6 protein-coding genes are annotated in these 25,228 nt (G+C 67.5%); 3 read left to right on the plus strand and 3 right to left on the minus strand.

Annotated elements, in window-relative coordinates:
- Positions 1 to 6: 6 nt before the first annotated feature.
- Genes KSS93_RS14550 through KSS93_RS14560 form a run of 3 tightly spaced genes read left to right on the plus strand, consistent with a single transcriptional unit; the run spans position 7 to position 19,168 of the window.
- Complete coding sequence (locus tag KSS93_RS14550) at positions 7 to 6,375, plus strand: non-ribosomal peptide synthetase (protein ID WP_217884703.1); 6,369 nt, start codon at positions 7 to 9, stop codon at positions 6,373 to 6,375.
- On the plus strand, positions 6,375 to 18,164 hold the full coding sequence (locus tag KSS93_RS14555) for a non-ribosomal peptide synthetase (RefSeq protein WP_217884704.1): 11,790 nt from the start codon (positions 6,375 to 6,377) through the stop codon (positions 18,162 to 18,164). Before KSS93_RS14550 ends, KSS93_RS14555 begins: the two co-directional genes overlap by 1 nt.
- Before the next feature lie 56 nt (positions 18,165 to 18,220).
- Entirely contained in the window at positions 18,221 to 19,168 is a 948-nt protein-coding gene (locus KSS93_RS14560; RefSeq protein WP_217884705.1) for an alpha/beta hydrolase, read from the plus strand.
- Between the two features lie 378 nt (positions 19,169 to 19,546).
- Here KSS93_RS14560 and KSS93_RS14565 read toward each other — a convergent pair whose 3' ends face one another.
- From KSS93_RS14565 to KSS93_RS14575, 3 genes are all read right to left on the minus strand, one after another.
- Positions 19,547 to 21,871 (minus strand): TonB-dependent siderophore receptor, encoded by a 2,325-nt coding sequence (locus tag KSS93_RS14565; protein ID WP_225917183.1) that lies wholly within the window; start codon positions 21,869 to 21,871, stop codon positions 19,547 to 19,549.
- 293 nt (positions 21,872 to 22,164) lie between these two features.
- A complete protein-coding gene (locus KSS93_RS14570; protein ID WP_217884706.1) occupies positions 22,165 to 23,817 on the minus strand; it encodes a cyclic peptide export ABC transporter in 1,653 nt (550 codons plus the stop codon).
- Positions 23,818 to 23,831: 14 nt separating this feature from the next.
- A complete protein-coding gene (locus KSS93_RS14575; protein ID WP_217884707.1) occupies positions 23,832 to 25,169 on the minus strand; it encodes a lysine N(6)-hydroxylase/L-ornithine N(5)-oxygenase family protein in 1,338 nt (445 codons plus the stop codon).
- Positions 25,170 to 25,228 lie beyond the last annotated feature (59 nt).

Genomic DNA, 25,228 nt, shown 5'->3' on the forward strand with positions numbered 1-25,228 from the left:
GGCCTCGTGCAAGAACTACTGGACTCGGTGGCATCGCTCGGCCCGCGCGAGCGCAAGGCGCTGGCGGCGATGCTGGCCAAGAAGGGAATCAACCTCTTCGGCATCACTCCGATCCAACCCCGCGACCGCGACGAACCGGCGCTGTTGTCCCATGCCCAGGAGCGCCAGTGGTTCCTCTGGCGCCTGGACCCGCAGGGCAACGCCTACAACATGGCGGCCACCCTGCGTGTGCGAGGTGCCCTGGACGTGCCACGCCTGCAGGCGGCATTTCAGGGGCTGGTGGAGCGCCATGAGGTACTGCGCACTACCTTCGTCGAGCAGCAGGCAGGCCCGGTGCAGGTCATTGCCGGGCACCTGGCGCTGCACGTCGAACACTTGCCGGGCAGTGCCGACGAGGCGCAGGTACGGCGCCAGGCCGAGGCGTTCCATGCCAGGCCTTTCGACCTGGCCAATGGGCCATTGCTGCGGGTGGCGGTGCTTGAGTGCGGGCCGCAGGAACATGTGTTGTTGCTCACCCAGCACCACATCATTTCCGATGGCAGCTCTACCCAGCAATTGATCCGCGAGGTGATGGCCCTGTACCAGGGCGAGCAGTTGCCGGCGCCGACACTGCAGTACGCCGACCATGCCGCGTGGCAGCGCCAGTGGCTGAACGCTGGCGAGCGCGAGCGCCAGCTGGCCTGGTGGCGTGAGCGCCTGGGCGGGGAGGCCAGCGTATTGCCGTTGCCGTTCGACCGGCCGCGGCCGCTGCAAGGCGACAGCCGGGGCGCGGCCGTGACGGTGCGCTTGCCGGCCGCGCTGGTGACTGCGCTCAAGGCCCGCGCGCGGGCCAGCGATGCCACCCTGTTCATGTGGCTGCTGGCGGCGTTCCAGGGCTTCTTGTACCGCTACAGCGGGCAGGCCGACGTGCGTGTCGGTGTGCCGGTGGCAGGGCGCGGGCGGCCCGAGCTGGAAGGTTTGCTGGGGTTGTTCGTCAACACCCAGGTGTACCGTACCCAGGTGGACGGCCAGGGTGATTTCACCCGTTTGCTGGGCCAGGTCATGGCCGAGGCGCGTCAGGCACAGTCCTATCAGGAGCTGCCGTTCGAGCAACTGGTCGAGGCACTGCAGCCGCAGCGCCAGCTGAATGTCAGCCCGTTGTTCCAGATTCTGTTCAATTACCAGGGGGCCCAGGTGCCGGCCACCGGCATGACCGGCCTGCAGCTTGAGTACCTGGACTGGGCGCAACCGGCAGCGCCCTTCGACCTGACCTTGTACATGCGCGAGACAGGCGACGCCCTGGAGGCCGAGTTCATCTACCCGACCGCGCTGTTCGATGCTGCCACCGTGCAGCGTCTGCTGGACCACTGGCAGGTGTGGCTGCAGGCGCTGGTGGCCGATCAGGGGCAGCGCATCGATGAGGTGGCGCTGCTGGGCGAGGGCGAGCGAGCCTGGCTGCTGCAGGCCTGGAACCCGCCGGCCAGCGAGCTGGCCAGCCCGTTGCCGGTGCACGAGCAGTTCGTCCAGCAGGCCCTGCGCACGCCGCAGGCGACGGCGCTGGTGTATGCCGGCCAGGCGTACAGCTACGGCCAATTGGAGCAGGCCAGCCGTGCGCTGGCCCAGCGCCTTCAGGGTGAAGGGCTGCAGGCCGAAGAGCGGGTGGGCCTGGCCGTGCGCCGCGGGCCTGCGTTGGTGGTCGGCCTGCTGGGCATTCTGCGCGCGGGGGCAGCCTACGTGCCGCTGGACCCGGAGTTCCCGGCCCAGCGCCTGGACTACATGCTTGAGCAGAGCGGGGTACGCCTGCTGCTGAGCGAGGCGGCGGTGCTCGCGCATTTGCGCGTGCCGGCGCAAGTGCGCAGCCTGGGCCTGGACGACTGGGCCGCGCTGCCTTTGGCGGACACGCCGCTGGTGGCGCCCATCGCCCTCGACCAGCTGGCCTACACCTTGTACACCTCCGGCTCCACGGGCCAGCCCAAGGGCGTGATGATCAGCCACCGGGCGCTGAACAACTTCATAGCCGCGATGGGCTCGCGCCTGGGCCTGGCGAGCGGGGACCGGCTGCTGTCGATGACCACGTTCTCGTTCGATATTTTCGGCCTTGAACTCTACCTGCCGCTGGTGACCGGCGGTGTTGTGGTGCTGGCCAGCCAGGAGCAGGCCAGGGACCCGCTGCACCTGCGTGAACTGCTGGCCGGGCAGCCGGTCAAGGCGATCCAGGCCACGCCTTCGGCCTGGCGCATGCTGCTGGACAGCGGCTTGCAGGCGGCGCTGCGCGATGTGCTGGTGCTGTGCGGCGGCGAGGCATTGCCACCGGACTTGCTGGCGCGCCTGCAGCAGCTTGGCCCGCAGGTGTGGAACCTGTACGGCCCTACCGAGACCACGATCTGGTCCTCGGCCCAGTGCATCAGCGCACAAGACCGCGAGGCCCTGCTGGGCCAGCCGTTGGACAATACCGTGCTGCACGTGCTCGGGCCGGACCTGGCACCTGCGCCCCTGGGGGCGGCGGGTGAGCTGCTGATCGGTGGGCTGGGGCTGGCGCGCGGCTACCTGGGGCGCCCGGGCCTGACGGCCGAACGCTTCGTGCCCGACCCGGCCCGCAGCGGGCAGCGTCTGTACCGTACCGGCGATGTGGCGCGTTATCGCCCGTGCGGTGCGCTGGAGTACCTCGGGCGTGCCGACCAGCAGGTCAAGGTGCGCGGTTTTCGTATCGAGCTGGGCGACATCGAGGCGCAACTGTTGCTGCTGCCGGGTGTGCGCGAAGCTGCGGTCAAGGTGGTCGAATCGCCCGAGGGCGCGCAACTGGCAGCCTGGGTGGTGGTCGAGGAAACAGCGCTTGTCGGCAGCTTGCCTGAGCAACTGCGCCGCGAGTTGGGCCAGCGCCTGCCCGGCTACATGGTGCCGGGCTTGTGGCAACGCCTGACGGCCATGCCCAGAACGCCCAACGGCAAGCTCGACCGCAATGCCCTGCCTGCCATTGCCAGCGCCGCCGCCGAAAGCGGCCGGTTGCCGGCCACTGAGCTGGAACGGTCGGTCGCCGCCGTCTGGGAGCAGGTGCTGGGGGTTCAGGGGCTGACCCTGGAGGCAGACTTCTTCGGGCGCGGCGGGCACTCGTTGCTGGCCACCCGCATCACTTCGCGGCTGCGCGAGCAACTGGGCCTGGAAGTGCCTTTGCGCGTGCTGTTCGAGCATTCGCAACTGGGCGACTTCATCGCCGCCCTGCAAGCGGTGGAGCAGGGCAGCCAGGCCATGGCCAGGGCGCCGGAGCACGCGCGGCGCCGGCCATCCTTCGCCCAGGAGCGCCAGTGGCTACTGTGGCGCCTGCAACCAGACAGCCATGCCTACACCTTGCCGGCCGGTTTGCGCCTGCGCGGCACGCTGGACATCGCGGCACTGAACCAGGCGTTCGATGCGCTGATCGAGCGACACGAACCGCTGCGCAGCCGCTTCATCGCCACGGCCGACGGTGTCGAGATCGACGTACTCGAACAGCTGAAACTGCCGGTGTCGGTGCAGCGCATCGAGGCTGCGGGGCTGGCTGCGCTGATCGATGAGCAACTGCGCCAGCCTTTCGACCTGGCCGAGGGGCCGTTGCTGCGCCTGACGGTAGCAACGTTGGACGACGACCAGCACGTGCTGTTGCTGACCCAGCACCACATCGTCTCGGACGCCTGGTCGATGCAGTTGATGATCGAAGAGCTGCTGGCGCTTTATGGCGCATTGCGCGAGGGGCGCGCAGCCGAGCTGGCGCCGCTTCAGGTGAATTACTGCGACTACGCCTGGTGGCAACGCCAGTGGCTGGCGTCGTCGGTGGGCGAGCAGCAACTGGCCTACTGGCGCGGGCAACTGGGCGAGGAGCAGCCTGTGCTGGCGCTGCCGTTCGACCGGCCACGCCCGGCGCGCCCGAGCCTGCGTGGCGGCTTGCTCAGCCGCCGCCTGGGCCCGGCCTTGTCGGCGGCCGTCGCCGAACAGGCGCAGGCGCACGGGTGCACGCCGTTCATGCTGCTGCTGGCGGCCTACCAGGTGCTGTTGTGGCGCTACAGCGGCCAGGCGGATATCCGCGTCGGCGTACCGGTGGCCGGGCGCAACCGGCTTGAGACCGAGCGCCTGATCGGGTTCTTCGTCAATACCCAGGTGCACCGCGCGCAGTTGCAGGGCAGTGACACCTTCGCCGGGTTGCTGGCCCAGGTGCGCGAGACGGCGCTGCAGGCCCAGCAGCATCAGGACCTGCCGTTCGAGCAGTTGGTCGAGGCACTGCAGCCCCAGCGCAGCCTTGCGCATACGCCGTTGTTCCAGGTGCTGTTCAATCACCATGCCCGGGCCGCCGAGGCCCGTTGGCAGGCGCCTCTGGCGGGCCTTGAGGTGCAGCCGCTGAGCTGGCCGCAGGAGGCTGCCAAGTTCGACCTGACCCTGGAAACCCAGGAGCTGGACGGCGATATCGAAGCCGCGTTCATCCATGCCAGCGACTTGTTCGACGCCAGCACCATCGAGCGCCTCGCCGACCACTACCTGCAATTGCTGCAGGCGTTCGTCGGCCAGCCCGGGTTGCGTCTTGGCGAGCCGGTGCTGGCCGCAGGCCCCATGCCGGTGCTTGAGGGGGCGGTCACACACGAGGCGGGCGAGGGTGTATACGCGCGCTTCGAGCAGCAGGTGCGGGCCAACCCCGAACGCCTGGCGCTGGTCGAGGGCCAGCAACGGGTCAGCTTCGCCCAGTTGCATCAGCGCGTGCTGGGGCTCGCCGCGCTACTGGAAGAACAAACACAGCTGCAGGCGCGGGTTGCCGTGGTCGCCGAGCGCAGCATCGGTTTCGTTGCTGCGGTACTGGCCTGCCTGCGCCAGGGCCGGGTCTTCGTGCCGGTCGACCCGCAGCAGGGCGAGCGTGCCCGGCAGGTCATCACCGACAGCGCGGCGGCCTTGCTGCTGGGCGACCCTGCGCTGGCGCAAGGTTCTGCCGGCCTGCCGGTGCGCGACCCGGCCAGCGTCGGCGGCCTTGACGAGCGCCAGGCGCCGGCGGCGGTGAACACGCTGGACGACCAGTTGTGCTACCTGCTGTACACCTCCGGTTCCACCGGTACGCCAAAGGGTGTGGGTGTGCGCCATGGCGGGCTGCGCAACTATGTGCAGGCCTTGCAGCACTGGCTGCCGTGGGCTGACATCCAGCAGGTGGCCTTGCTCTCGACCCCCGCGGCCGACCTGGGCTACACCAGCCTGTTCGGCGCATTGTGCCTGGGCCGTACCCTGCACTTGCTGCCGGCCGACTGGGCGCTCGACAGCCAGGCGGTGGCGCGCTACATGCAAGCCCAGCGCATCGACCTGCTCAAGCTGGTGCCGTCGCACCTGGCGGCGCTGCTCGAAGGGGCGGGCGCTGACGTACTGCCGCGTCGGGCACTGGTGCTGGGGGGCGAAGCGCTGCCGGCCAGCCTGCTGGCCCAGGTACGCCAGGCTTTGCCGAGCTGTGAAGTGTTCAACCACTACGGGCCTACCGAAACCACCATCGGTGTGCTCAGCACTTCGCTGGCGCACACCAGCGAGCAGGCGCCCATCGCCCTGGGCCAGGCCATGCCCAACCTGCGCCTGAGCGTGGTCGACGAGCAGCACAACCTGCAGCCGCAAGGCCTGTATGGCGAGTTGCTGGTCGAAGGCGTCGCGCTGGCCCAGGGCTACTGGCAGCGCCCGGGGCTGACCGCCGAGCGCTTCGTGCCGTCACTGAACGGGGCTGCGGGTGCCCGCTGCTACCGAACCGGTGACCGGGTGCGGGTGCAGGCCGACGCCTTGCAGTTTGCCGGGCGCCTGGATGATCAGGTCAAGGTGCGGGGCCACCGCATCGAGCCGGCCGAGATAGCGGCAGCGCTCAAGCGCCTGGCGGGGGTGGCCGACGCGTTCGTCGGCCTGTGCCCGCAGGTCGATGGCCTGGTGGCCTGGGTGGTGGGCCAGGGCAGCGCAGCGCTGGAGCCTGGCGCAGTACTGCGCCAGCTGGCCGGGCAGGTGGCGGATTACATGGTGCCGGCCCACTGCGTGGTGCTCGAGCACATGCCGCTGACCGCCAACGGCAAGACCGACCGGCGAGCCTTGCCGGCGCCGACCCCGGCCCCCGAGCGCCCGTACCAGGCGCCGCAGGGCGATTGTGAAACCCGTGTTGCCGCGATCTGGCAGGCCGTGCTCAAGCGTGAGCGCATCGGCCGCCATGATGATTTCTTTGAATTGGGAGGCCACTCGCTGCTGGTGATGAGCGTGGTCTCGCGTATGCAGTTGGAACTGGGAATGACGATGAGCCCACAGTTGCTGTTTACCCACACGACGCTTGCCGCGTTGGTGGAGCACCTCGAACCGCAGGCGGCACGCCTGGATGATGCGCGGCTCAGCCGCCTGGAAGACCTGTTTGACGAGGTGGATGCGTAATGGACAATCAATCGACCGCCGCGCGCATTGCCCGCCGTTTCGTGCTGATGCCGCTGGAAAAGCGCCGCCTGTACCTTGAGAAGATGGCCGAAGAGAACCTGTCGCCGGCCAACCTGCCGGTGCCCGAGTGCCAGTCGGCGCTGCAGGTGTTGCCGCTGTCGTTCGCCCAGGAGCGCTTGTGGTTCATCTGGCAGCTTGAGCCTGACAGCGCCGCCTACAACCTGCCGCGCGCCCTGCGCCTGCGCGGCGCGCTGGACCTGGCCGCCCTGGGTCGTGCGTTCGATGCGCTGGTTGCGCGCCACCAACCGCTGCGGACCCTGTTCGGGCTGCATGAAGGCAAGGCCTGCCAGCTGATCCAGGCACCGTTCAGTGTCGATATCAGCGTCGAGACGCTGAGCCCAGGCGAGGCGCAGGCCAGCCTGCAGGCGCGTATCGAGGAGCAGGTGCACCAGCCGTTCGACCTGCAGGCCGGGCCGCTGTTCAGGGTGCACCTGCTGCGCCTGGCCGCCGATGACCATGTGCTGGTGCTGACCTTGCACCACATCGTCTCGGACGGCTGGTCGATGCAGGTCATGGTCGACGAGCTGGTGCAAGGCTACCTGGCCTGTACCACAGCTAGTCAGGGCGAGGCCCCTGCGGCGCTGCCCATTCAGTATGCCGACTACGCGATCTGGCAGCGTGCCTGGATGCAGGCCGGTGAGCAGGACCGCCAGCTGGCCTACTGGGCCGAGGAGCTCGGTGATGAGCAGCCGGCCCTGCAATTGCCTGCCGACCATCTGCGCCCGACGGCGCCGAGCGGTCGGGGCGACAGTGTCGAGCTGTTGCTGCCAGCCGCGTTGAGCCAGGCGCTGCAAGGCGTGGCGCAACAGCACGGGGCGACGCTGTTCATGCTGCTGCTGGCATCGCTGCAGGCCTTGTTGCACCGCTACAGCGGCCAGCAAGACATCCGCATCGGGGTCCCCACAGCCAACCGCAACCGCCCGGAAATCGAAGGGCTGATCGGCTTTTTCGTCAACACCCAGGTGATCCGCGCACAGCTTGACGGGCGCACCCGCTTCGAGGCCTTGCTGCAACAGGTCAAGGACCGCACGATCCGTGCCCAGGCCTATCAGGACCTGCCGTTCGAGCAGGTGGTGGAACGCCTGAGCCCCGAGCGCAGCCTGAGCCATTCGCCGCTGTTCCAGGTGATGTTCAACCACCAGCGTGAAACCGCGGCGCAGGGCCTGGTGCAACTGCCAGGCCTGCAGATCGAAGGCGTGCAGTGGCGCAACCATACGGCCAAGCTGGACCTGGCGCTGGACACCCGCGAGGCGGCAGACGGCAGTTTGAGCGCCCGGTTCACCTATTCCCTGGACCTGTTCGAACACGCCACCATCGAGCGCCTGGCCCGCCACTGGCAACAATTGCTGGGCGCCATCGCCGCCGATCCCGGCTGCGCGCTGGGCGAGCTGGCGCTGCTTGATGAACAGGAACGCCGCGAAGCGCTGCGGGCCTGGCAGCAGCCGGCAGCCAGCGAGCATTTCACGCCGGTTCACCAAGCCATCAGCGCACACGCCCGGCGCACGCCGGATGCCGTTGCGATCATCTGCCAGCACCGCTCACTGAGTTTCGCCGAACTCGATGCCCGCTCCGATCGCCTGGCCGCCAGCCTGTGGCGCCGCACCGAGGGCCGTGCGGTGCGTATCGGTATTGCCCTGCCGCGCGACGAGCAGGTGTTCGTCGCCCTGCTGGCGGTACTCAAGGCCGGTTGCGCCTACGTGCCGCTGGACCTCAAGCACCCACCGCAGCGCCTGGCCTACCTGATGCGCGATGCGGGCATGCCGTTGCTGCTGACTCACTCCAGCGTCAGCGCTGGCCTGCCAGAGGCAGGCGAGGTGCTGGCCCTGGACATCGAGGCCTTGCTGGCAGAGCCCGAGGCGCCGGCGCCGGCGTTGCAGGTACACCCGGCACAACTGGCCTATGTCATCTACACCTCCGGCTCCACCGGCGAGCCCAAGGGCGTCGAGGTGGCGCACGCCGGTATTGCCCGGCACTGCCAGGCAATCGGTGAGCGTTACGGCATGACGCCTGAGGACTGCGAACTGCTGTTCATGTCGCTGGCCTTCGACGGTGCCCACGAGCGCTGGCTGACCACCCTGACCCATGGTGGGCGCCTGCTGCTACGCGAGGACAGCCTGTGGACGCCAGAGCAGACCTTGCAGGCGATGGTCGAGCATCAGGTCAGCGTCGCCGCGTTCCCGCCGGTGTACCTGCAGCAGTTGACCGAACAGGCTGCGCTCGAGGGGCCGCTGCCCAAGGCGCGCATCTACTGCTTCGGTGGCGATGCCGTGCCTAAGGCCAGCTTCGAGCGCCTGCGCGAGGTACTGCGCCCGGACTACATCATCAACGGCTACGGCCCTACCGAAACGGTGGTGACGCCGTTGCTGTGGAAGGCGCCGGCCAACCAGCCGTGCCCGAGCGCCTACGCGCCGATCGGCAGCCCGGTGGGGCCGCGTACCGCCTGCGTGCTGGATGCCTCGGGCAACCTGATGCCGGCCGGGGCCTGCGGCGAGCTGTACCTGGGCGGCCTGCTTGCCCAGGGCTACCTGGGCCGCCCGGGGCTGACCGCCGAACGCTTCGTGCCCGACCCATTCGGAAATGGCGAGCGGCTGTACCGCACGGGCGACCTGGTACGCCAGCGCGCCGATGGTGAATACGACTACCTGGGGCGTGTCGACCAGCAGGTGAAGATTCGTGGTTTTCGCATCGAGCTGGGCGAAATCGAATCGCGCCTGTTGGCCCATGCCGGCGTCGAGGACGCCGCGGTCCAGGCCCGCGAAGGGCAGGGCGGCAAGCAACTGGTGGCCTATGTGGTTGCCGCGGCCGACCTCGACGGTCAGGCGCTGCTGAGCCAATTGCGCGCCAACCTGCGCGTGAGCTTGCCCGACTACATGGTGCCGGCGCACTTCATGCTGCTGCCCAGCCTGCCGCTGAACCCCAATGGCAAGCTTGACCGCAAGGCCCTGCCCGCGCCGGTGTTCGATGCCTGCGGCGCCGACCATGTGGCCCCGGAAGCGGGCCTCGAGGCCCGTATTGCGGGGCTTTGGCAGGATATCCTCGGCCATGGCGCGGTTAGCGCCACGGCCAACTTCTTCGAACTGGGCGGCGATTCGATCATTGCCATCCAGGTGGTGGGGCGGGCACGCCAGGCCGGTATCCACTTCACACCCAAGGACATGTTCATTCACCAGACGGTGCGCGAACTGGCGCAGGTGGCGCAGCTGGCCGGTGGCCAGGGCGTGGTCGAGCAGGGGCCGGAGCAGGGTACTGCGCCGCTGCTGCCGATCGCCGAATGGTTCTTCACCCAGGATCACCCGCTGCCCGGGCACTGGAACCAGGCCGTGGCGCTGGAGCCGCGCCAGGCCCTGCAGCCACAGCACCTGCGCCAGGCGCTCGAGGCACTGATCGCGCACCACGACAGCCTGCGCATGCACTTCACCCGTGATGATGCCGGCGTACAGGCCCGCTACCTCGACAGCGTCGATGCCAGCCAGGTGCTGTGGCACGAGCAGCTCGATGACCTGGCACAGTGGCCGGCGCTGGCGGAAAAGGCCCAGCGCAGCCTGGACCTGCAGCACGGGCCGCTGCTGCGCGTGGTGCTGGCCGACCTGCCGGAGCAACGCCAGGGCCTGCTGCTGGTGATCCATCACCTGGTGGTCGACGGGGTTTCCTGGCGCATCCTGCTGGAAGACCTGCAAACCCTGCTGGGTGCCCTGAACCAAGGCCAACCGCTGCGCCTGCCGGCGCGCAGCAGCAGCGTGAAGGCCTGGGCGCAGCAGTTGCAGGCAGCCGCCACGCAGCCACGCTGGCTGGCCCAGCTGGATTACTGGGCGGGCCTGGCCGAGGGCGCGGTGGCGGCATTGCCGGTTCGCGCCGGGGCCAGTGACACGGCGCGCAACCAGGATGCGCGGCAGCTGGACGTGACCCTCGACGAGGCTGATACGGCACGCCTGTTGCACCAGGCGCCGGCGGCCTACCGCACGCAGATCAACGACCTGTTGCTGGCCGCTCTGGCCTTGGCCGTGCGCGGCTGGACCGGGCATGCGCACACCTTGGTGCAGCTCGAAGGCCACGGCCGTGAGAGCGACAGTTTCGAAGGTATCGACCTGACCCGCAGTGTGGGCTGGTTCACCAATGCCTACCCGCTGCGCCTGACGGCTGGCGAGGGCGTTGGCCAGACGCTGCGGCTGGTCAAGGAACAATTGCGCGCGGTGCCTGACAAGGGGCTGGGCTTCGGCCTGCTGCGCTACCTGGGCGATGCCGCCAGCCGGGCACGCCTGGCGGCGCTGGCGCAGCCGCGCATCACCTTCAACTACCTGGGCCAGGTTGACGGTGGTTTCAACGAGCCGGGTGGGTTGTTCGGTCCGGGCAGCCTGGTGACCGGCAGCAGCCAGGACGCCCAGGCACCGCTGGGCAACTGGCTGACTATCAACGGCAAGGTCGAGGCGGGGCGCCTGTCGCTGGCCTGGAAGTTTTCCGACAGCCAGTTCGGCGCCGACGACATGGCCGCCCTGGCGAACGATTACCTGGTGCAGTTGCGCGCGCTGATCGAGCATTGCTGCGACCCGGCCCAGGGCAGCCTGACGCCTTCGGACTTCCCGCTGCTGGCCCTAGAGCAGGCGCAGCTCGACCAGTTGCCAGTGGCCGCGCGCCAGGTGCAGGACTTGTATCCGCTGTCGCCGATGCAGCAGGGCATGTTGTTCCACAGCTTGTACCAGCAGGGTTCGAGCGACTACATCAACCAGCTGCGCAGCGATGTCGAGGGGCTCGACCCCGAGCGCTTCGCCCAGGCCTGGCAACAGGCCATGGACCGGCATGACATCCTGCGCAGTGCATTCCTTTGGGCGGGCGCTTTCGAGCAGCCGGTGCAATTGGTTCACCGCCAGTTGCCGTTCCCGCTGCAGGTGCTCGACTGGAGCGACCGGCCGGTGGATGCGGCGGCGCTCGATGCGTTGGCCGAGGCGCAGCGCCAGGCAGGTTTCGAGCTGGCTCAAGCACCCTTGCTGCGCATGGTCCTGGTGCGCCTGGCCGGTGACCGTCACCACCTGATCTACACCAACCACCATGTGCTCATGGATGGCTGGAGCAGCTCGCAGTTGCTCGGCGAAGTGCTGCAGGCCTACGCCGGCCAGGCCATGGCGCCGGTGCGTGGCCGCTACCGCGACTACATCGCCTGGCTGCAACGCCAGGATGCCCAGGCCAGCCAACGCTTCTGGCAGGCCCAGCTGGCGCCGTTGCCGGCACCGACCCTGCTGGCCAACGGCTTTGCCGTGCGCCAGGGGGGCAGCGTGGCCCGGCAACAGGCCGAATGCCAGCTCGATGCCCAGGCCTGCGAGCGCCTGAACCAGTTCGCCCGGCGTTGCAAGGTCACCCTCAATACCGTGGTGCAGGGGGCCTGGGGGCTGCTGCTGCAACGCTGGAGCGGCCAGGACGTGGTGGCCTTCGGTGCCACCGTGGCCGGCCGCCCGGCCGAACTGGCCGGCATCGAGCAGCAAGTCGGGTTGTTCATCAACACCTTGCCGGTGGTGGTCCAGGCCGCCCCGCAACAGCCGCTGGATACCTGGCTGCAAGCGTTGCAGGCGCAGAACCTGGCGATCCGCGAGCACGAGCACTGCGCGCTGGCGGACATCCAGCGCTGCGCAGGCTTCGAGCCGCAGTCGCTGTTCGACAGCTTGCTGGTGTTCGAAAACTACCCGGTGGCCGAGGCCCTGAGCGGCGCTGCGCCGTCGGGAGTACGCTTCTCCACTATCGACAGCCGCGAGCAGACCCACCTGCCGTTCACCCTCACCGTGCATCAGGGCAGTGTGCTGGCGCTGGGCCTGACCTGCACCGGCCCGCTCGAGCCAGGCCTGGGCCAGCGCCTGCTGGAACAGTTGGCCCAACTGCTTGGGCACATGAGCCAGGCAGGCGGCGAGCGGTTGGGCAACTTGCCGATGCTGGCCGATGCCGACTACCAGCAGTTGGTGCATGGCTGGAACGCCACAGAGGTCGATTACCCGAACGCACAGCCCGTGCATCGGCTGTTCGAGGCCCAGGTGCGTGCCACGCCGCAGGCGCTGGCGCTGGTCTGCGCCGGGCGTGAGCTGGACTACGCCAGCCTCAACGCCCAGGCCAACCGCCTGGCACATCAGCTGATCGCCCACGGCGTCGGCCCGGAAAGCCGGGTCGCGGTGGTGGCCGAGCGCAGTGTGGAGATGGTCGTGGCCCTGCTGGCGGTGCTCAAGGCTGGCGGCGCCTACGTGCCGATCGACCCTGAACTGCCCGCCGAACGCATTGCCTACCTGCTGCGCGACAGCGCCGCCCAGCTGCTGCTGGGCCAGGCCGCCCTGCGTGGGCAGATCCCCGCCGATGACGCCACGCCTGGCCTGTGGCTGGAGGCCGACGCAGTGATCGCTGCAGGCTTTGCGCAGGATGATCCGCAGGTTGTGTTGCAACCGCAGAACCTTGCCTATGTCATCTACACCTCCGGCTCCACCGGCCAGCCCAAGGGGGCTGGCAACAGCCACGCGGCGTTGTACAACCGCCTGGCCTGGATGCAGCAGGCATATGCCCTGGGTGAGGGCGACCGGGTGCTGCAGAAGACGCCGTTCAGCTTTGATGTGTCGGTGTGGGAGTTCTTCTGGCCACTGATGGTCGGTGTGCCGTTGGTCATGGCCCTGCCCGGAGAGCACCGCGACCCGGCGCTGCTGGTCGAACGTATCGTCGCGCAAGGCGTCACCACCCTGCATTTCGTGCCTTCGATGCTCCAGGCGTTCCTGCAGGACCCGCAGGTGGCGCGCTGCACTGGCCTGCGCCGGATTGTCTGCAGTGGCGAGGCGTTGCCGGTCGAGGCCCAGCGCCAGGTGTTCGAGCGCCTGCCACAGGCGGCGCTGTACAACCTGTATGGCCCGACTGAAGCGGCGATCGACGTCACCCACTGGACCTGCCGCGAGGAGGGCAGTGACAGCGTGCCGATCGGCCAGCCGATCGCCAACCTGGCCACCTATGTGCTCGATGCTGCCCTGCGCCCCCTGCCTGCGGGTGTGGTGGGCGAGCTGTACCTCGGCGGCCTGGGCCTGGCGCGCGGTTACCACCAGCGCCCGGCGCTGACGGCCGAGCGTTTCGTGCCCAGCCCGTTCGCCACGGCCGAACGCCTGTACCGCACCGGCGACCTGGCCCGCCAGCGCGCCGACGGGGTGATCGAGTACGCCGGGCGCATCGACCATCAGGTGAAAATCCGCGGCCTGCGCATCGAACTGGGTGAAATCGAGGCGCGCCTGCTCGAGCAGGCTTGGGTCAGCGAGGCGGTGGTGGTGGCCCGCGATGGCAGCCATGGCAAGCGCCTGGTGGCTTACCTGGTCGCCACCAGCGACGCGCCGCAGGGGCCTGCGCTTGTGGAGGCGGTGGCGACGCAACTGCGCCTGGCGCTGCCCGAGTACATGGTGCCCAGCCACTTCGAGGTGCTGGCAAGCATGCCGTTGAGCGCCAACGGCAAGCTCGACCGCAAGGCGCTGCCTGAGCCCGGCCTCACCCAGGCGCCCTCGCGGACACCACAGGGCGAACATGAACTGGCCCTGGCGCAGATCTGGCAAGAGCTGCTGGGCCTGGAACAAGTGGGTGCCGACGACAACTTCTTTGCCTTGGGCGGTGATTCGATCATTTCCATCCAGGTGGTCAACCGGGCGCGTCAGCGTGGCCTGGCGATCCAGGCCAAGGATATTTTCGAGCAGCAGACCATCGCCTTGCTGGCCCTCAAGGTCGGTAGCACCGGCAACCTGCCGGCGCTGGCCACGCCCAAGGACTGGCACGGCTTGAGCGACGCCGAGGTGCAGGCGTTGGCGCTGCCCCATGCGCGCATCACCGGCCTTTACAGCCTGTCGCCGATGCAAAAGGGCATGCTGTTCCTCGGCCTCGACAGCCCGGATGCGCAGTTGTACGTCAACCAGCTGAGCCTGCCGGTGCACGGGCTCGACCCGGCGCGCCTGCGCAAGGCTTGGGCGCAGGTGGTGCAGCGTCACGATATTTTGCGTACCGGCTTCCTCTGGCAGGGCTTGGGCGACCCGCTGCAGTTCGTGCTCGATAGCCTGGAGCTGGCATACAGCGAGCTGGATTGGCGTGACCGGCCGCACGACCCGCAGGCGTTGCGCGAGCTGGCCCGCGAGGAGCGCGAGCGTGGCTTCGACCTGGCCAACCCGCCTTTGCAGCGCCTGATGCTGGTCAGCCTGGACAACGGCGGGCACCAACTGATCTGGACCTACCACCACATGCTCATCGATGGCTGGAGTACCTCCCAGCTGGTTGGCGAAGTGCTGGCGCTGTATGCCGGCAAGGCCCTGCCGGAGCCGGTGCCGTATCGCCAGTACATCGGTTGGCTGCGCAACCAGGACGAGGCGCAGGGCGAGGTGTTCTGGCGCGAGCAACTGGAGCCGTTGAACGAGCCGACCTTGCTGGCTGCCTGGCAGCCGCACAAAGCCAGTGGCCACGGCCACCAGGCGCTGTACAGCCGCCTCGATGCGCAGCTGACGGCACGCCTGAAGGCCTTTGCCCAGCAGCAGCGCATCACCTTCAACACGCTGGTGCAAGGTGCCTGGCTGTTGCTGCTGAGCCGCTACAGCGGCCAGAGCACCGTGGCCTTTGGCGCCACCGTGGCCGGCCGGCCGGCGAACCTGGCCCACAGCGATTCGATCCTCGGGCTGTTCATCAACACCTTGCCGGTAGTGCACTCGGTGCAGCCGACCCAGGCGGTCGGTGACTGGCTGCGCGAGCTGCAGGCGCGCAACCTGGCGATGCGTGATTTCGAATTCACGCCGCTGGCGCAGATCCAGCGCTGGGCGGGGCGCCCGGGGCAGGCACTGTTCGACAGCATCATCGTGTTCGAAAACCACCCGGTCGATCAGACCCTGCGTGACTGGAGCGACGAGCAACTGCGCTTTGGCGAGATGGACAGTGTCGGCCTGACCAACCTGCCGATGGACCTGATGGTCACCCTCGACGATGTGCTGGTGATCGAATACATGTTCCTGCGCCAGCACTTCGATGTGCAGGCGGTGGAGGGCATCCGCCAGGCCATGGAGGGCCTGCTGCTGGCCCTGGCCGAAGACGCCGGGCGTGCGCTCGGGGTGATAGGCCTGCCGTGCCCGGCGCCGCAGCCTGCGGCAGTACCGGTTGGCGCCAGCCAGGGCTGGCTGGCGGTTCACCAGCGCATCGCGCAATGGGCCGAGCGTACGCCGGGGGCACTGGCGCTGACCTGCGCTGACGGCGCAACCCTGACCCATGGTGAGCTGCAACAGCGTGCCAACCGCCTGGCCCACTGGCTGGTCGGGCAGGGGGTCGGCCCCGAGGTGCGGGTGGCGGTGGCCCTGCCGCGCAACGAGCACCTGCTGGTGGCGTTGCTGGCGGTACTCAAGGCAGGCGGCGCCTACGTGCCGCTGGATGTGGACTACCCCCGTGACCGCCTGGCCTGGCAGATGCAGGACAGCGGCGCGGCCATGCTGCTGACCGATGCGCAGCAGCGCGAGCTGCTGCCGATCCCGCAGGGGGTGATGGCGGTCGACCTGCCGGGCCTGGTGCTGGACGGCCTGCCCGAGCATGCCCCGGCCTGCGAGGTGGCTCCGGGCAACCTGGCCTACATCATCTACACCTCAGGCTCCACCGGCCTGCCCAAGGGCGTGGCGGTCAGCCACGGGCCGCTGGCCATGCATTGCCTGGCGGTGGGTGAGCTGTACCAGATGAGCCCGGCTGATTGCGAACTGCACTTCATGTCGTTCGCCTTCGACGGTGCCCACGAGCGCTGGCTGACTGCCCTGAGCCACGGTGCGCGCCTGCTGCTGCGTGGCGATGGCCTGTGGACCGCGCCGCAAACCCTGGAGCAGATGCGCCGGCACCGGGTCAGCGTGGCGGCGTTCCCGCCGGTCTACCTGCAGCAGTTGGCCGAACAGGCAGAGCTTGAAGGCGATGCGCCGGCGGTACGGGTTTACTGCTTCGGCGGCGATGCGGTGCCTAAAGCATCGTTCGAGCGGGTACGCGCCGCGTTGGCGCCGCAATGGATCATCAACGGTTACGGCCCGACCGAAACCGTGGTCACGCCGCTGATCTGGCGTGCAGACGCCCAGCAGGCGTGTGACAGCGCTTATGCGCCGATCGGCGCCATCGTCGGGCAGCGCAGTGCCTATGTGCTGGACGCCGACCTCAACCCGTTGCCGGCAGGCCTTGCCGGTGAGCTGTACCTGGGTGGTGAAGGCCTGGCTCGGGGCTACCTGGAGCGCCCGGGGCTGTCGGCGGAGCGCTTCGTTGCCGACCCGTTCGGCGCCAGCGGGCAGCGCTTGTACCGCACCGGCGACCTGGTGCGTGAGCGCGCCGACGGCGGCTACGACTACCTGGGGCGCCTGGACCAGCAGGTCAAAGTGCGCGGGTTCCGGATCGAACTGGGCGAGGTGGAAGCGTGCCTGAAGCGCTGTGCCGGGGTGCGTGATGCGGTGGTCGTGGCCCATGCCTCGGTCAGTGGCCAGCGCCTGGCCGGCTATGTGGTCATGCAGCAAACGCCAGCGTGCGCCGACCCGCGGCCGGCGTTGAACCTGGCCCTGGAGCAGGCCTTGCCGGATTACATGCGGCCTTCGAGCCTGACCGTGCTGGATGCCTTGCCGCTGACCCCCAATGGCAAGATCGACCGGCGCAACCTGCCAGAGCCTGGGGTGGAGCAGCGCCGCTACGTGGCGCCGCGCAGCGAGTTGCAGATTGCCCTGGCGGCGATCTGGAGCGAGGTGCTGAAGGTCGAACAGGTGGGCATGACCGACAACTTCTACGAGCTGGGCGGCGACTCGATCCTCAGCTTGCAGGTGGTGGCCAAGGCGCGCGGCCTGGCTCGTCTGGGGCTGCGCCTGAAACTGCGCGACCTGGTCAGCCGGCCGACCATCGCCGAGCTCACCGGCGAGGCGCCGCAAGGCCCGGCCCTGGCGCCGACTTTGCCGCTGAACGCGGCGCTCGGCGGGCAGCCGCCGCTGTTCTGTCTGCACGCAGGCTTTGGCACGGTGTTCGATTACGAGCCGTTGGCGCGCCGCCTGAACGGTGTGCGTCCTCTGGTCGGCCTGCCGTGCCGCATGCTGCTTGAGCCTGGGCGCGAAGAAACCTCGCTCGAGGCCATGGCACTGGACTATGCCCAGGCGATTCGCGGGCAGCAGGCCGAAGGGCCTTACCACCTGCTGGGCTGGTCGTTGGGCGCCACCTTGGCGGCGCTGGTGGCTGCCGAGCTTGAGCGTCAGGGGCAGCGGGTGGCGTTTCTCGGTCTGGCGGACAGCTTCGTGCCAGGTACCGAGCAGGCCGACCCGGACCGCCCTGGCGACTGGCACGACGACCTGCAAAGCCTGATGGGCTGGATGTCGGCGCAGGCGCCCAAGGTGGACCCTGCACGCGAGGCCTGCGAAGCGACCGCCCGCCATTACCTGGGCCAGGCCATGGCCCAGCTTGGGCAGCAGGGCGGCGCCTATGCGGCCCTTGGGCTGGAGGAGTGGTTGAACCTGTTTGCCACCGCGCGGCGCCTGAAGCGCCTGGCACTGGGTGCGGCTGACTGCCAGCCACTGCGCTGCAGCCCGCGGCACTGGTGGGTCGAGGGGCGCCAGGCACACCGCCAGGCGCTGGCCGGGCAACTGGGCCAACCCCTGGACGATGCGACGATCCTGCCCTGCGACCACTTCCAGCTGCCTCGCAACGAGGCCTGGCTGGATGCCATAAGCGATGAACTCAGCCCGCAACCGGTTGCGCTTGCAGCCGACTGAAACTTTCTTTCCCACTGAGCATGCCCGGCCATTCGGCCGGGCATCGGAGATTTCCCGTGAACCTCAATCCCGATATCGCTGCCTACCTGCAGCTGGTCAACGCAGCCCGTGCCAGTGGCAAGGTGGCGGCCATGCACGAAATGTCCCCTGAACAAGCCCGCGCGGCCTTTGACCAGTCCTCCGTCATGATGAGCCTGGGCGGGGATGACAGCGTCGAGGTGCAGGACCTCGAGCTGCCCACCCGTGACGGCGTGGCGCTGGCGGCGCGGCTGTACCGGCCGGCTCCGGCCCGGCCCGGCAAGCTCGATGCTGCGGTGGTGTACCTGCATGGTGGCGGCTATGTGGTCGGCAGCCTGGACTCGCATGATGCGCTGTGCCGTGACCTGGCCCTGGACTGCGGCTTGCCGGTGCTCTCGGTGGACTACCGGCTGGCCCCGCAATGGCAGTTCCCGACGGCCAGCGAGGATGCCGAGGACGCATGGGCGGCGGTGGTGGCACAGGCGCAGGCTTTGGGCCTGGATGCCCAGCGGCTGGTCGCGGCGGGTGATAGCGTCGGTGGCAGCCTGGCGGCGCAAGTCGGCACGCCACAAGCCTTGCCGCGCTTGCGCGTGCTGATCTACCCGGTGACCGATGCCACCAGTCAGAGCGCTTCGTTGCAGCGCTTCGCCAGCGGGCATCTGCTGGAGACGGCGACCCTGCAATGGTTCTACCAGCAATACGCACCGCAGGCAGCTGATCGCAGTGATCCGCGGCTGTCGCCCTTGCTGGGTGCGGTGGCCAACCCGCAGGTGCCGGTGTGCCTGGTGCTGGCCGACTGCGACCCGCTGTACGACCAGGGCCTGGCCTACGCCCGGCACCTGCAGGCGGCGGGTGTGACGGTGCAGCTGCAGGTATATGCCGGCATGGTGCATGACTTCTTGCGCATGGATGCGATTGCCGATGAGGCAGGCGAAGCTCGCCAGGCGATTGCCGAGGCGATTCGCGTGGCGGTGGGCGAGGGCTGAGAGGCATCTTTGCGATTGCGTTCGCGTTTGGCTTGCCTGGGGCTGCTTTGCAGCCCGTTCTCATAGAACTGCACATAACACATTGATTTAGCAGGGACCTGTGGGAGCGGGCTTGTCGGGGTGCCGAACCACCGCGAAGCAGGCGACGCGGTGTCTGGCACCGGCTGCGCCGGTGTTCGCGGGCAAGCCCGCTCCCACAGGGATCGCGCCAGCTTTCGATGAGGCCAGTACTGCCAGCACAAGGCAGTGGCTATTTATAGAAGACCGCGAATCGCTGAAGCGGGTCTTGGCAATCTTGAATCAAGCGACAATCGCCAGAAAGTTGCGCAAACCTTGAAGGAAGTCCCGCCGTGCCCTGGGGCACGGCGGGCAGGGCGCTTAGAACTTGGCCCGGAGGGTGACGGTGAAGTTGCGCGGGTCACCGTAGAAGTTGTTGTAGTGGTTGAACTGCACGGTCTGGTAGTACTTCTTGTCGAAGGCGTTGTTCAGGTTGCCCTGGATCTCGTAGTTCTTGTTGAACTCGTACACCGCATGCAGGTTGGTGACGGTGTAGCCGGCCTGCTCCACCCGGTAGGTCGCGGTCTCTTTGTACATGTGCGTCTGCGACAGCACGCTGCCGCCCACCCGTACCTGTTCCAGCGGCGCTGGCAGGCGGTAGTCGGTGGAGAGCTTGAACAGGTGCCGCGGGATGTCGGTGTTGGCCGCCGAGCCCTTGCTGTCACCACCCTCGTAGCGCGGCGAGGAGTAGGTGTAGCCGGCTGCGATGTTCCAGTTCGGGGTCAACTCGCCGTAGGCTTCCAGGTCCAGGCCGGTGGTGCGGATCTTCTCTTTGGCGGCAAAGCAGCTCGCAACACCTGGGGCGCAGCTGTCCAGCGCTTCGGGGGTACCGGTCAGGTCGGTCTGGAACAGCGCCACGGAGCCGCCGAAGCGTTTGTCCAGGGTCTCGCCTTTCAGGCCGATTTCATAGTTGCTGCCGGTGGCCGGAGCCAGCACGCTGCCGTTGAAGTCGACGTTGCTCTGCGGCTTGAAGATCTCGGTGTAGCTGGCGTAGACCGAGAAGTTCTCGTTGAGGTCCTGGACGATGCCGGCGTACGGGGTGATCTCGCGGTTCTTGGCGTACTCGGCCTTGACGCCCAGCAGGTCGGTCTCGGTCTTGTACCAGCTGATCCGCGAACCGAGGATCAGCTTGGTGCTGTCGGTCAGGCTCAGGCGGGTCGCCAGGTAGGCACCTTGCTGCTCGGTGTTGTAGCTGTACTTCCACTGGTTGTAGTTGATGTTCGGTTCCGGCGGGTTGAAGGCATCGAGGTTGTCGATGTCGAACGGGTAGCTGTAACTGGCGTCGCGGCCGCCGTGGTAGTCGAAGTCGTCCTGGCGTGCGTTGAAGCCGATGATCAGGTCATGCTGGCGCCCGAGCATCTGAAAGGGGCCGCTGAGATAGCCGTCGATGCTGGTCTGGTTGTCGTCGTAGCGAAAGCCGCGCGGGTTGAGGGTGTAACGGGTGGGGTCGCCGGCCACCGGCCAGGTGTAGTTGGCCAGAAAGTCCGACTTGGCCCAGATCTGGTTGGCCGCCAGTACCAGCTTCCAGTCGTTGTCGAAACGCTTCTGGTAGTCGACGAAGACGTTGGTGTTGCTCTTGTTCAGGTGCGCCCAGTCGGCAGTCAGCGCAGTGGAGCGCGACAGCGGGTAGAAGTTGCCGTTGGCCTGGGCGGGCAGGCCGCTCCAGTCATAGCCGGGGTTGCGGTCTTTCTGGTAGCTGAAACCCAGGGTCACCATCGAGCTGTCGTCGATGTCGGCTTCCAGGATGCCGTAGATCAGCGAGTTTTCCTTCTCGGCCTCGTCCCGGTAGCTGTTCCCGGTGGTGTAGGAAACCACCGAGCGGCCACGCACGGTGCCGGCATCGTTGAGCGCGGAGCTGACGTCCACCGAGTTGCGGTAGGTGTCCCAGGACCCGATCGAGGAGGTGATCTGTACCTGCGGCTCGACGGTGGGGCGTTTGCGCACCAGGTTGATGGCCGCCGACGGGTTGCCGGCACCTTGCATCAGGCCGTTGGCGCCACGCACGATTTCGATGCGGTCGTACAGGTCGGTGTTGGGCTTGGAGATGGCATCCAGCGAGTAGGCGTTGGCGATATTGGTGGGCACGCCATCGATCTGCAGGGTATCGATCTGCTGGCCGCGGGCGTAGTAGTTGCTGCGCTCGGTGCCGTTCTTGACCAGGGTGATGCCGGTGGCGTTGGTGAGCACATCGTCCAGGTTGACCAGGTTTTCATCCTCGATCCGCTGGCGGGTGACGACGGTCACCGACTGCGGGGTCTCGCGGATCGACATCGGCAGCTTGGTGGCCGTGTTGCTGCTACCGGTGGTGTAGGAGTGCGTGCCTTCGGTGGTGGCGCCAAGGCTGGTGCCACTGATGTTGGTGGTCCCCAACTGCACGGCCGAGCTATTGGTCGCAGGCGCCAGCAGGATCACCGAATTGCCGTCGATGCTGAACGAGAGCCCGGTACCTGCCAGCAGTCGGGACAGGGCCTGGGCCGGTTCCAGGTTGCCCTGGACTGCCTGGCTGCGCAGGCCCTGGGCCAGTTCCGGGCTGTACAGCAGCTGCATGTCGGCTTGTGTGCCGAAGCGTTGCAGGGCGGTTGCCAGCGGCTGGGCCGGGATGTCGAAGCTGACTTGCTGGGCGAAGGCCAGCATCGGCAGGGACAAGGAAGCGGCCATGAGCATTGAAGCAGGAAGGTGCTGACGATTCAGGCACCGCTTGACCAGCAGGGCGGCCAGCGGAGTCATCTTCGGAAAGACATGCATTGCGTGTGCTCTATGTTGGTGTTTGTTGGTATTGGTTCTTATTCTCTTGATTAAACGCACCACCGCTGCAAAACCGGAAAAACAAATGAAATATTCTTTGGGTCCGGGCTGTCGGGGTGGCGGGAACCGTGGCTGGCTATTCACGCAGGTGAAACCAAAGGGCGATGCCGCTGGCATCGCCCTTTGGTTTCGGGTCAGGCGCTGACGGCCCGCTCGCAACTCACCTGGCCGGCCTGCAGGCGAACCAACTGGTCGGCGATGTCGAAGTAGCGATCGTCATGGGAGATGACGATGATGGTCTTGCCCAGGCGCTGGAGGTCCGGGAGCAGTTCGGTGTAGAACACCCGGCGGAAGGTCGGGTCCTGGTCGGCGGCCCATTCGTCGAAGACCAGCACGGGGCGCTCGTCGAGCCACGCATTGACCAGTGCCAGGCGCTTGCGCTGCCCGGTTGACAGGTCGGTGGTGGTGAAGCGGCCGTCGCGGATATCCACCTTGTGGGCGATTTCCAGGCGCTCCAGGTAATGCCGCGCGGTGTCCGGGATCTGCCGGTCGTCGAGCAGCACGTCGTCGAACAGGTAATAGTCGGCGAACACCGTGGTGAACAGTTGCCTGTAGTCGTCACGGTTGCGTGCGTCGATGGTTTGGCCGTTGACCCGTACCTCGCCCTGCTGCGGCACGTACAGGCCCAGCAGCAGCTTGATCAGCGTGGTTTTGCCACAGCCGTTCTCGCCGACGATGAAGGTGATCTCACCCTGGCGCAGGCGCAGGTTCACCGGCCCCAGACGAAACGGCTCGACCCCTTCGCTTGGGGCGAAGGTGAACGCCACGTCCTTGAGCTCCAGCTCGTGAACCGCCTGGCGGTTGGGGCCGGCATCCTGCAACAGCAGGTGCGGTTCGGGTGAGGAGAAGCGCTCGGACAGTTCGGCGATGCGGCGAAAGGCGATCTGCGCGCGGCTGACGATGGGCAGGGTGCCGACCAGGTGTTCCAGCGGGCCCTTCATGTACAGCAGCACCAGCACAAAGCCGCTGGTGACTGCCGGGCTGGCGCTGGGCCAGAGCGATTGCAGCACCAGTGCCAGCCCGATGACCACGAAGAACAGCATCGAGCCCAAGCTCTTGGCGATCACGAAGGTGTTGATCGAACGCACCTGGATGTCGCGGATCTCGCCGGCAGTCTGGCGAATGCCCTGGGTGAACATGCGCTGGCGGCGTGGCCGGTGAATGCGCAACTCCTTCGCGCCTTCGGCGATGGCGTGGTAGTGCTTCTGCAGCCGGTCCTCGGCATCGCGGGCCTGGTAAAAGCCGCGGATGCCTCGGCCACGGGCGATGTACTGGATGATCGTCCCGACAGCGATGGCGGCCAGCATGATCAGGAACATCGGCCAGGACAGCATGGCCAGGTAGCCCATGCAGCCCAGGGTGACGGTGACCGAAATCGCCAGCGGGGCGAAGGCGAAGGCGAAGTCGCTGATGGTATCGACGTCATGGGTCAGCACCGGGATCAGGCGGTGGCTGCGGTAGCGTTCGATCTGTTCGATCGGTGCCGAAAGCACCTTCTCCCCCAGCTCTTCTCGCAACCTGGCAATGATGTGCTGGCCGACGTAGTTGGTGGCGATATCGGAACAGATGGTGCTCAGCAGCGCCACCACGCAGAGGCCGGCGAACGCCAGCACCACCGAACTGCCCAGCCCGCCCTCGGCATGCAGGCCATTGTTGATGGTGGCCAGCAGCGCGGTGACGCTGAGGCCACCGAGCATGCCGAGGACGATCGACAACGCAACGATCGGCCAGAAGGGTTTGAGCAGGGCGGACAGCTCGCGCAGCGCCCCACGTGGTTGCTTGGACATGGACGGTACCTGTGTCAGGCGCGGGTCAGCGCAGCAGCGTCGAAGGACGGGTTGGCAGCCGGCTTGGCCAGGGCCTTGTACAGCGACTGGCCGATTTCCTGGGCGCGGGCCGGGAGCACCGACAGCAGGGTGTCGGACAGGCCGTGGGAGGCCTCGCAGAAGCCCTGCAGGTACACGCTGGCGCCAAACTCGGGGCTGGCCAGGGCGCGGTAGTCGCGGTCCACCTCGAAGTCCTGCAGGTGCTGCTGAAGCGGTGCCAGCAGCTCGCGGTGCGAGCGGCGCTCGTAGCCGGTGGCCAGAATCACCGCATCGTAGCGGTGGGTTTGCTGCACGCCGGTGGCCAGATCGCGCAGGGTCAGCTCGATGCCTTCGGCGGTGTTGGCGACGTGCTCGATGTTGCGCCGGCACAGTACGTGGTGGCGATACTGGTGGGCGACTTTCTGGCGGTAGAGGATGCCGTAGATGCGTTCGATCAGGTCGACATCGACCACCGAATAGTTGGTGTTGTGGTACTCGCTGACCAGTTTCTCGCGCTCGGCGTGGGGCTGGTTGAACACAAGGTCGGTGTATTCGGGGGCGAAGATCTCGTTGACGAACGGGCTGTCGTCGGCAGGCTTCAAGGCTGATGCGCGCAGGATCATGTCGACCTTGACCGACGGGTAGCTGTCGTTGAGGTCGATGAAGGCTTCGGCGGCGCTCTGCCCGGAGCCGACCACGGCGATGCGCATTGGCTTGCCCTGGTTGCACGGCAGCTTTTGCAGGGCACTCAGGTACTGCGAGTGGTGGAACACGCGGGGGTCGCCCTTGAACGCGCGGAAGGCCTCGGGGATTTTCGGCGTGCCGCCGCTGCCTACCACCACCGAGCGTGCCTTGCGGCTGAATTCGCGGCCTTGCTGGTCACGCGAGACGATGCGCAGGTGGTCGACCTTGCCGTCGCGCAGCTCCGGCTCGATGCGCAGCACTTCCTCGCCGTACACCGCCTGGGTGGCGAAGTGGTCGGCGGCCCAGCGCAGGTAGTCGTTGTACTCCAGGCGGCAGGGGTAGAAGGTGCCGAGGTTGATGAAGTCGGCCAGGCGCTGCTTCTGGTGCAGGTAGTTGACGAAGCTGTACGGGCTGGTGGGGTTGCGCAGCGACACCAGGTCCTTGAGGAAGGAGATCTGCAGCTCGCTCTGGGTGGCCAGGGTGTTGCCGTGCCAGCGGTAGTCGGCTTGCTTGTCGATGAACAGGGCGTCTAGGGCGTGGCCGTTGGTTTCGGCGAGCTCTTCCAGGGCGATGGCCAGGGCCAGGTTGGAAGGGCCGAAGCCGACGCCGATAAGGTCGTGGATGTTGTCGGAAGAAGCGGTCTGGCTCATGGTTGCGGTTCCTTGGATGGTGGTTGGGGGCGCCGTGATGTGGCGCCCCGGGTCCTCTG

The sequence above is a fragment of the Pseudomonas xanthosomatis genome (genome assembly GCF_019139835.1).
GTDB classification, from domain to species: domain Bacteria; phylum Pseudomonadota; class Gammaproteobacteria; order Pseudomonadales; family Pseudomonadaceae; genus Aquipseudomonas; species Aquipseudomonas fakonensis.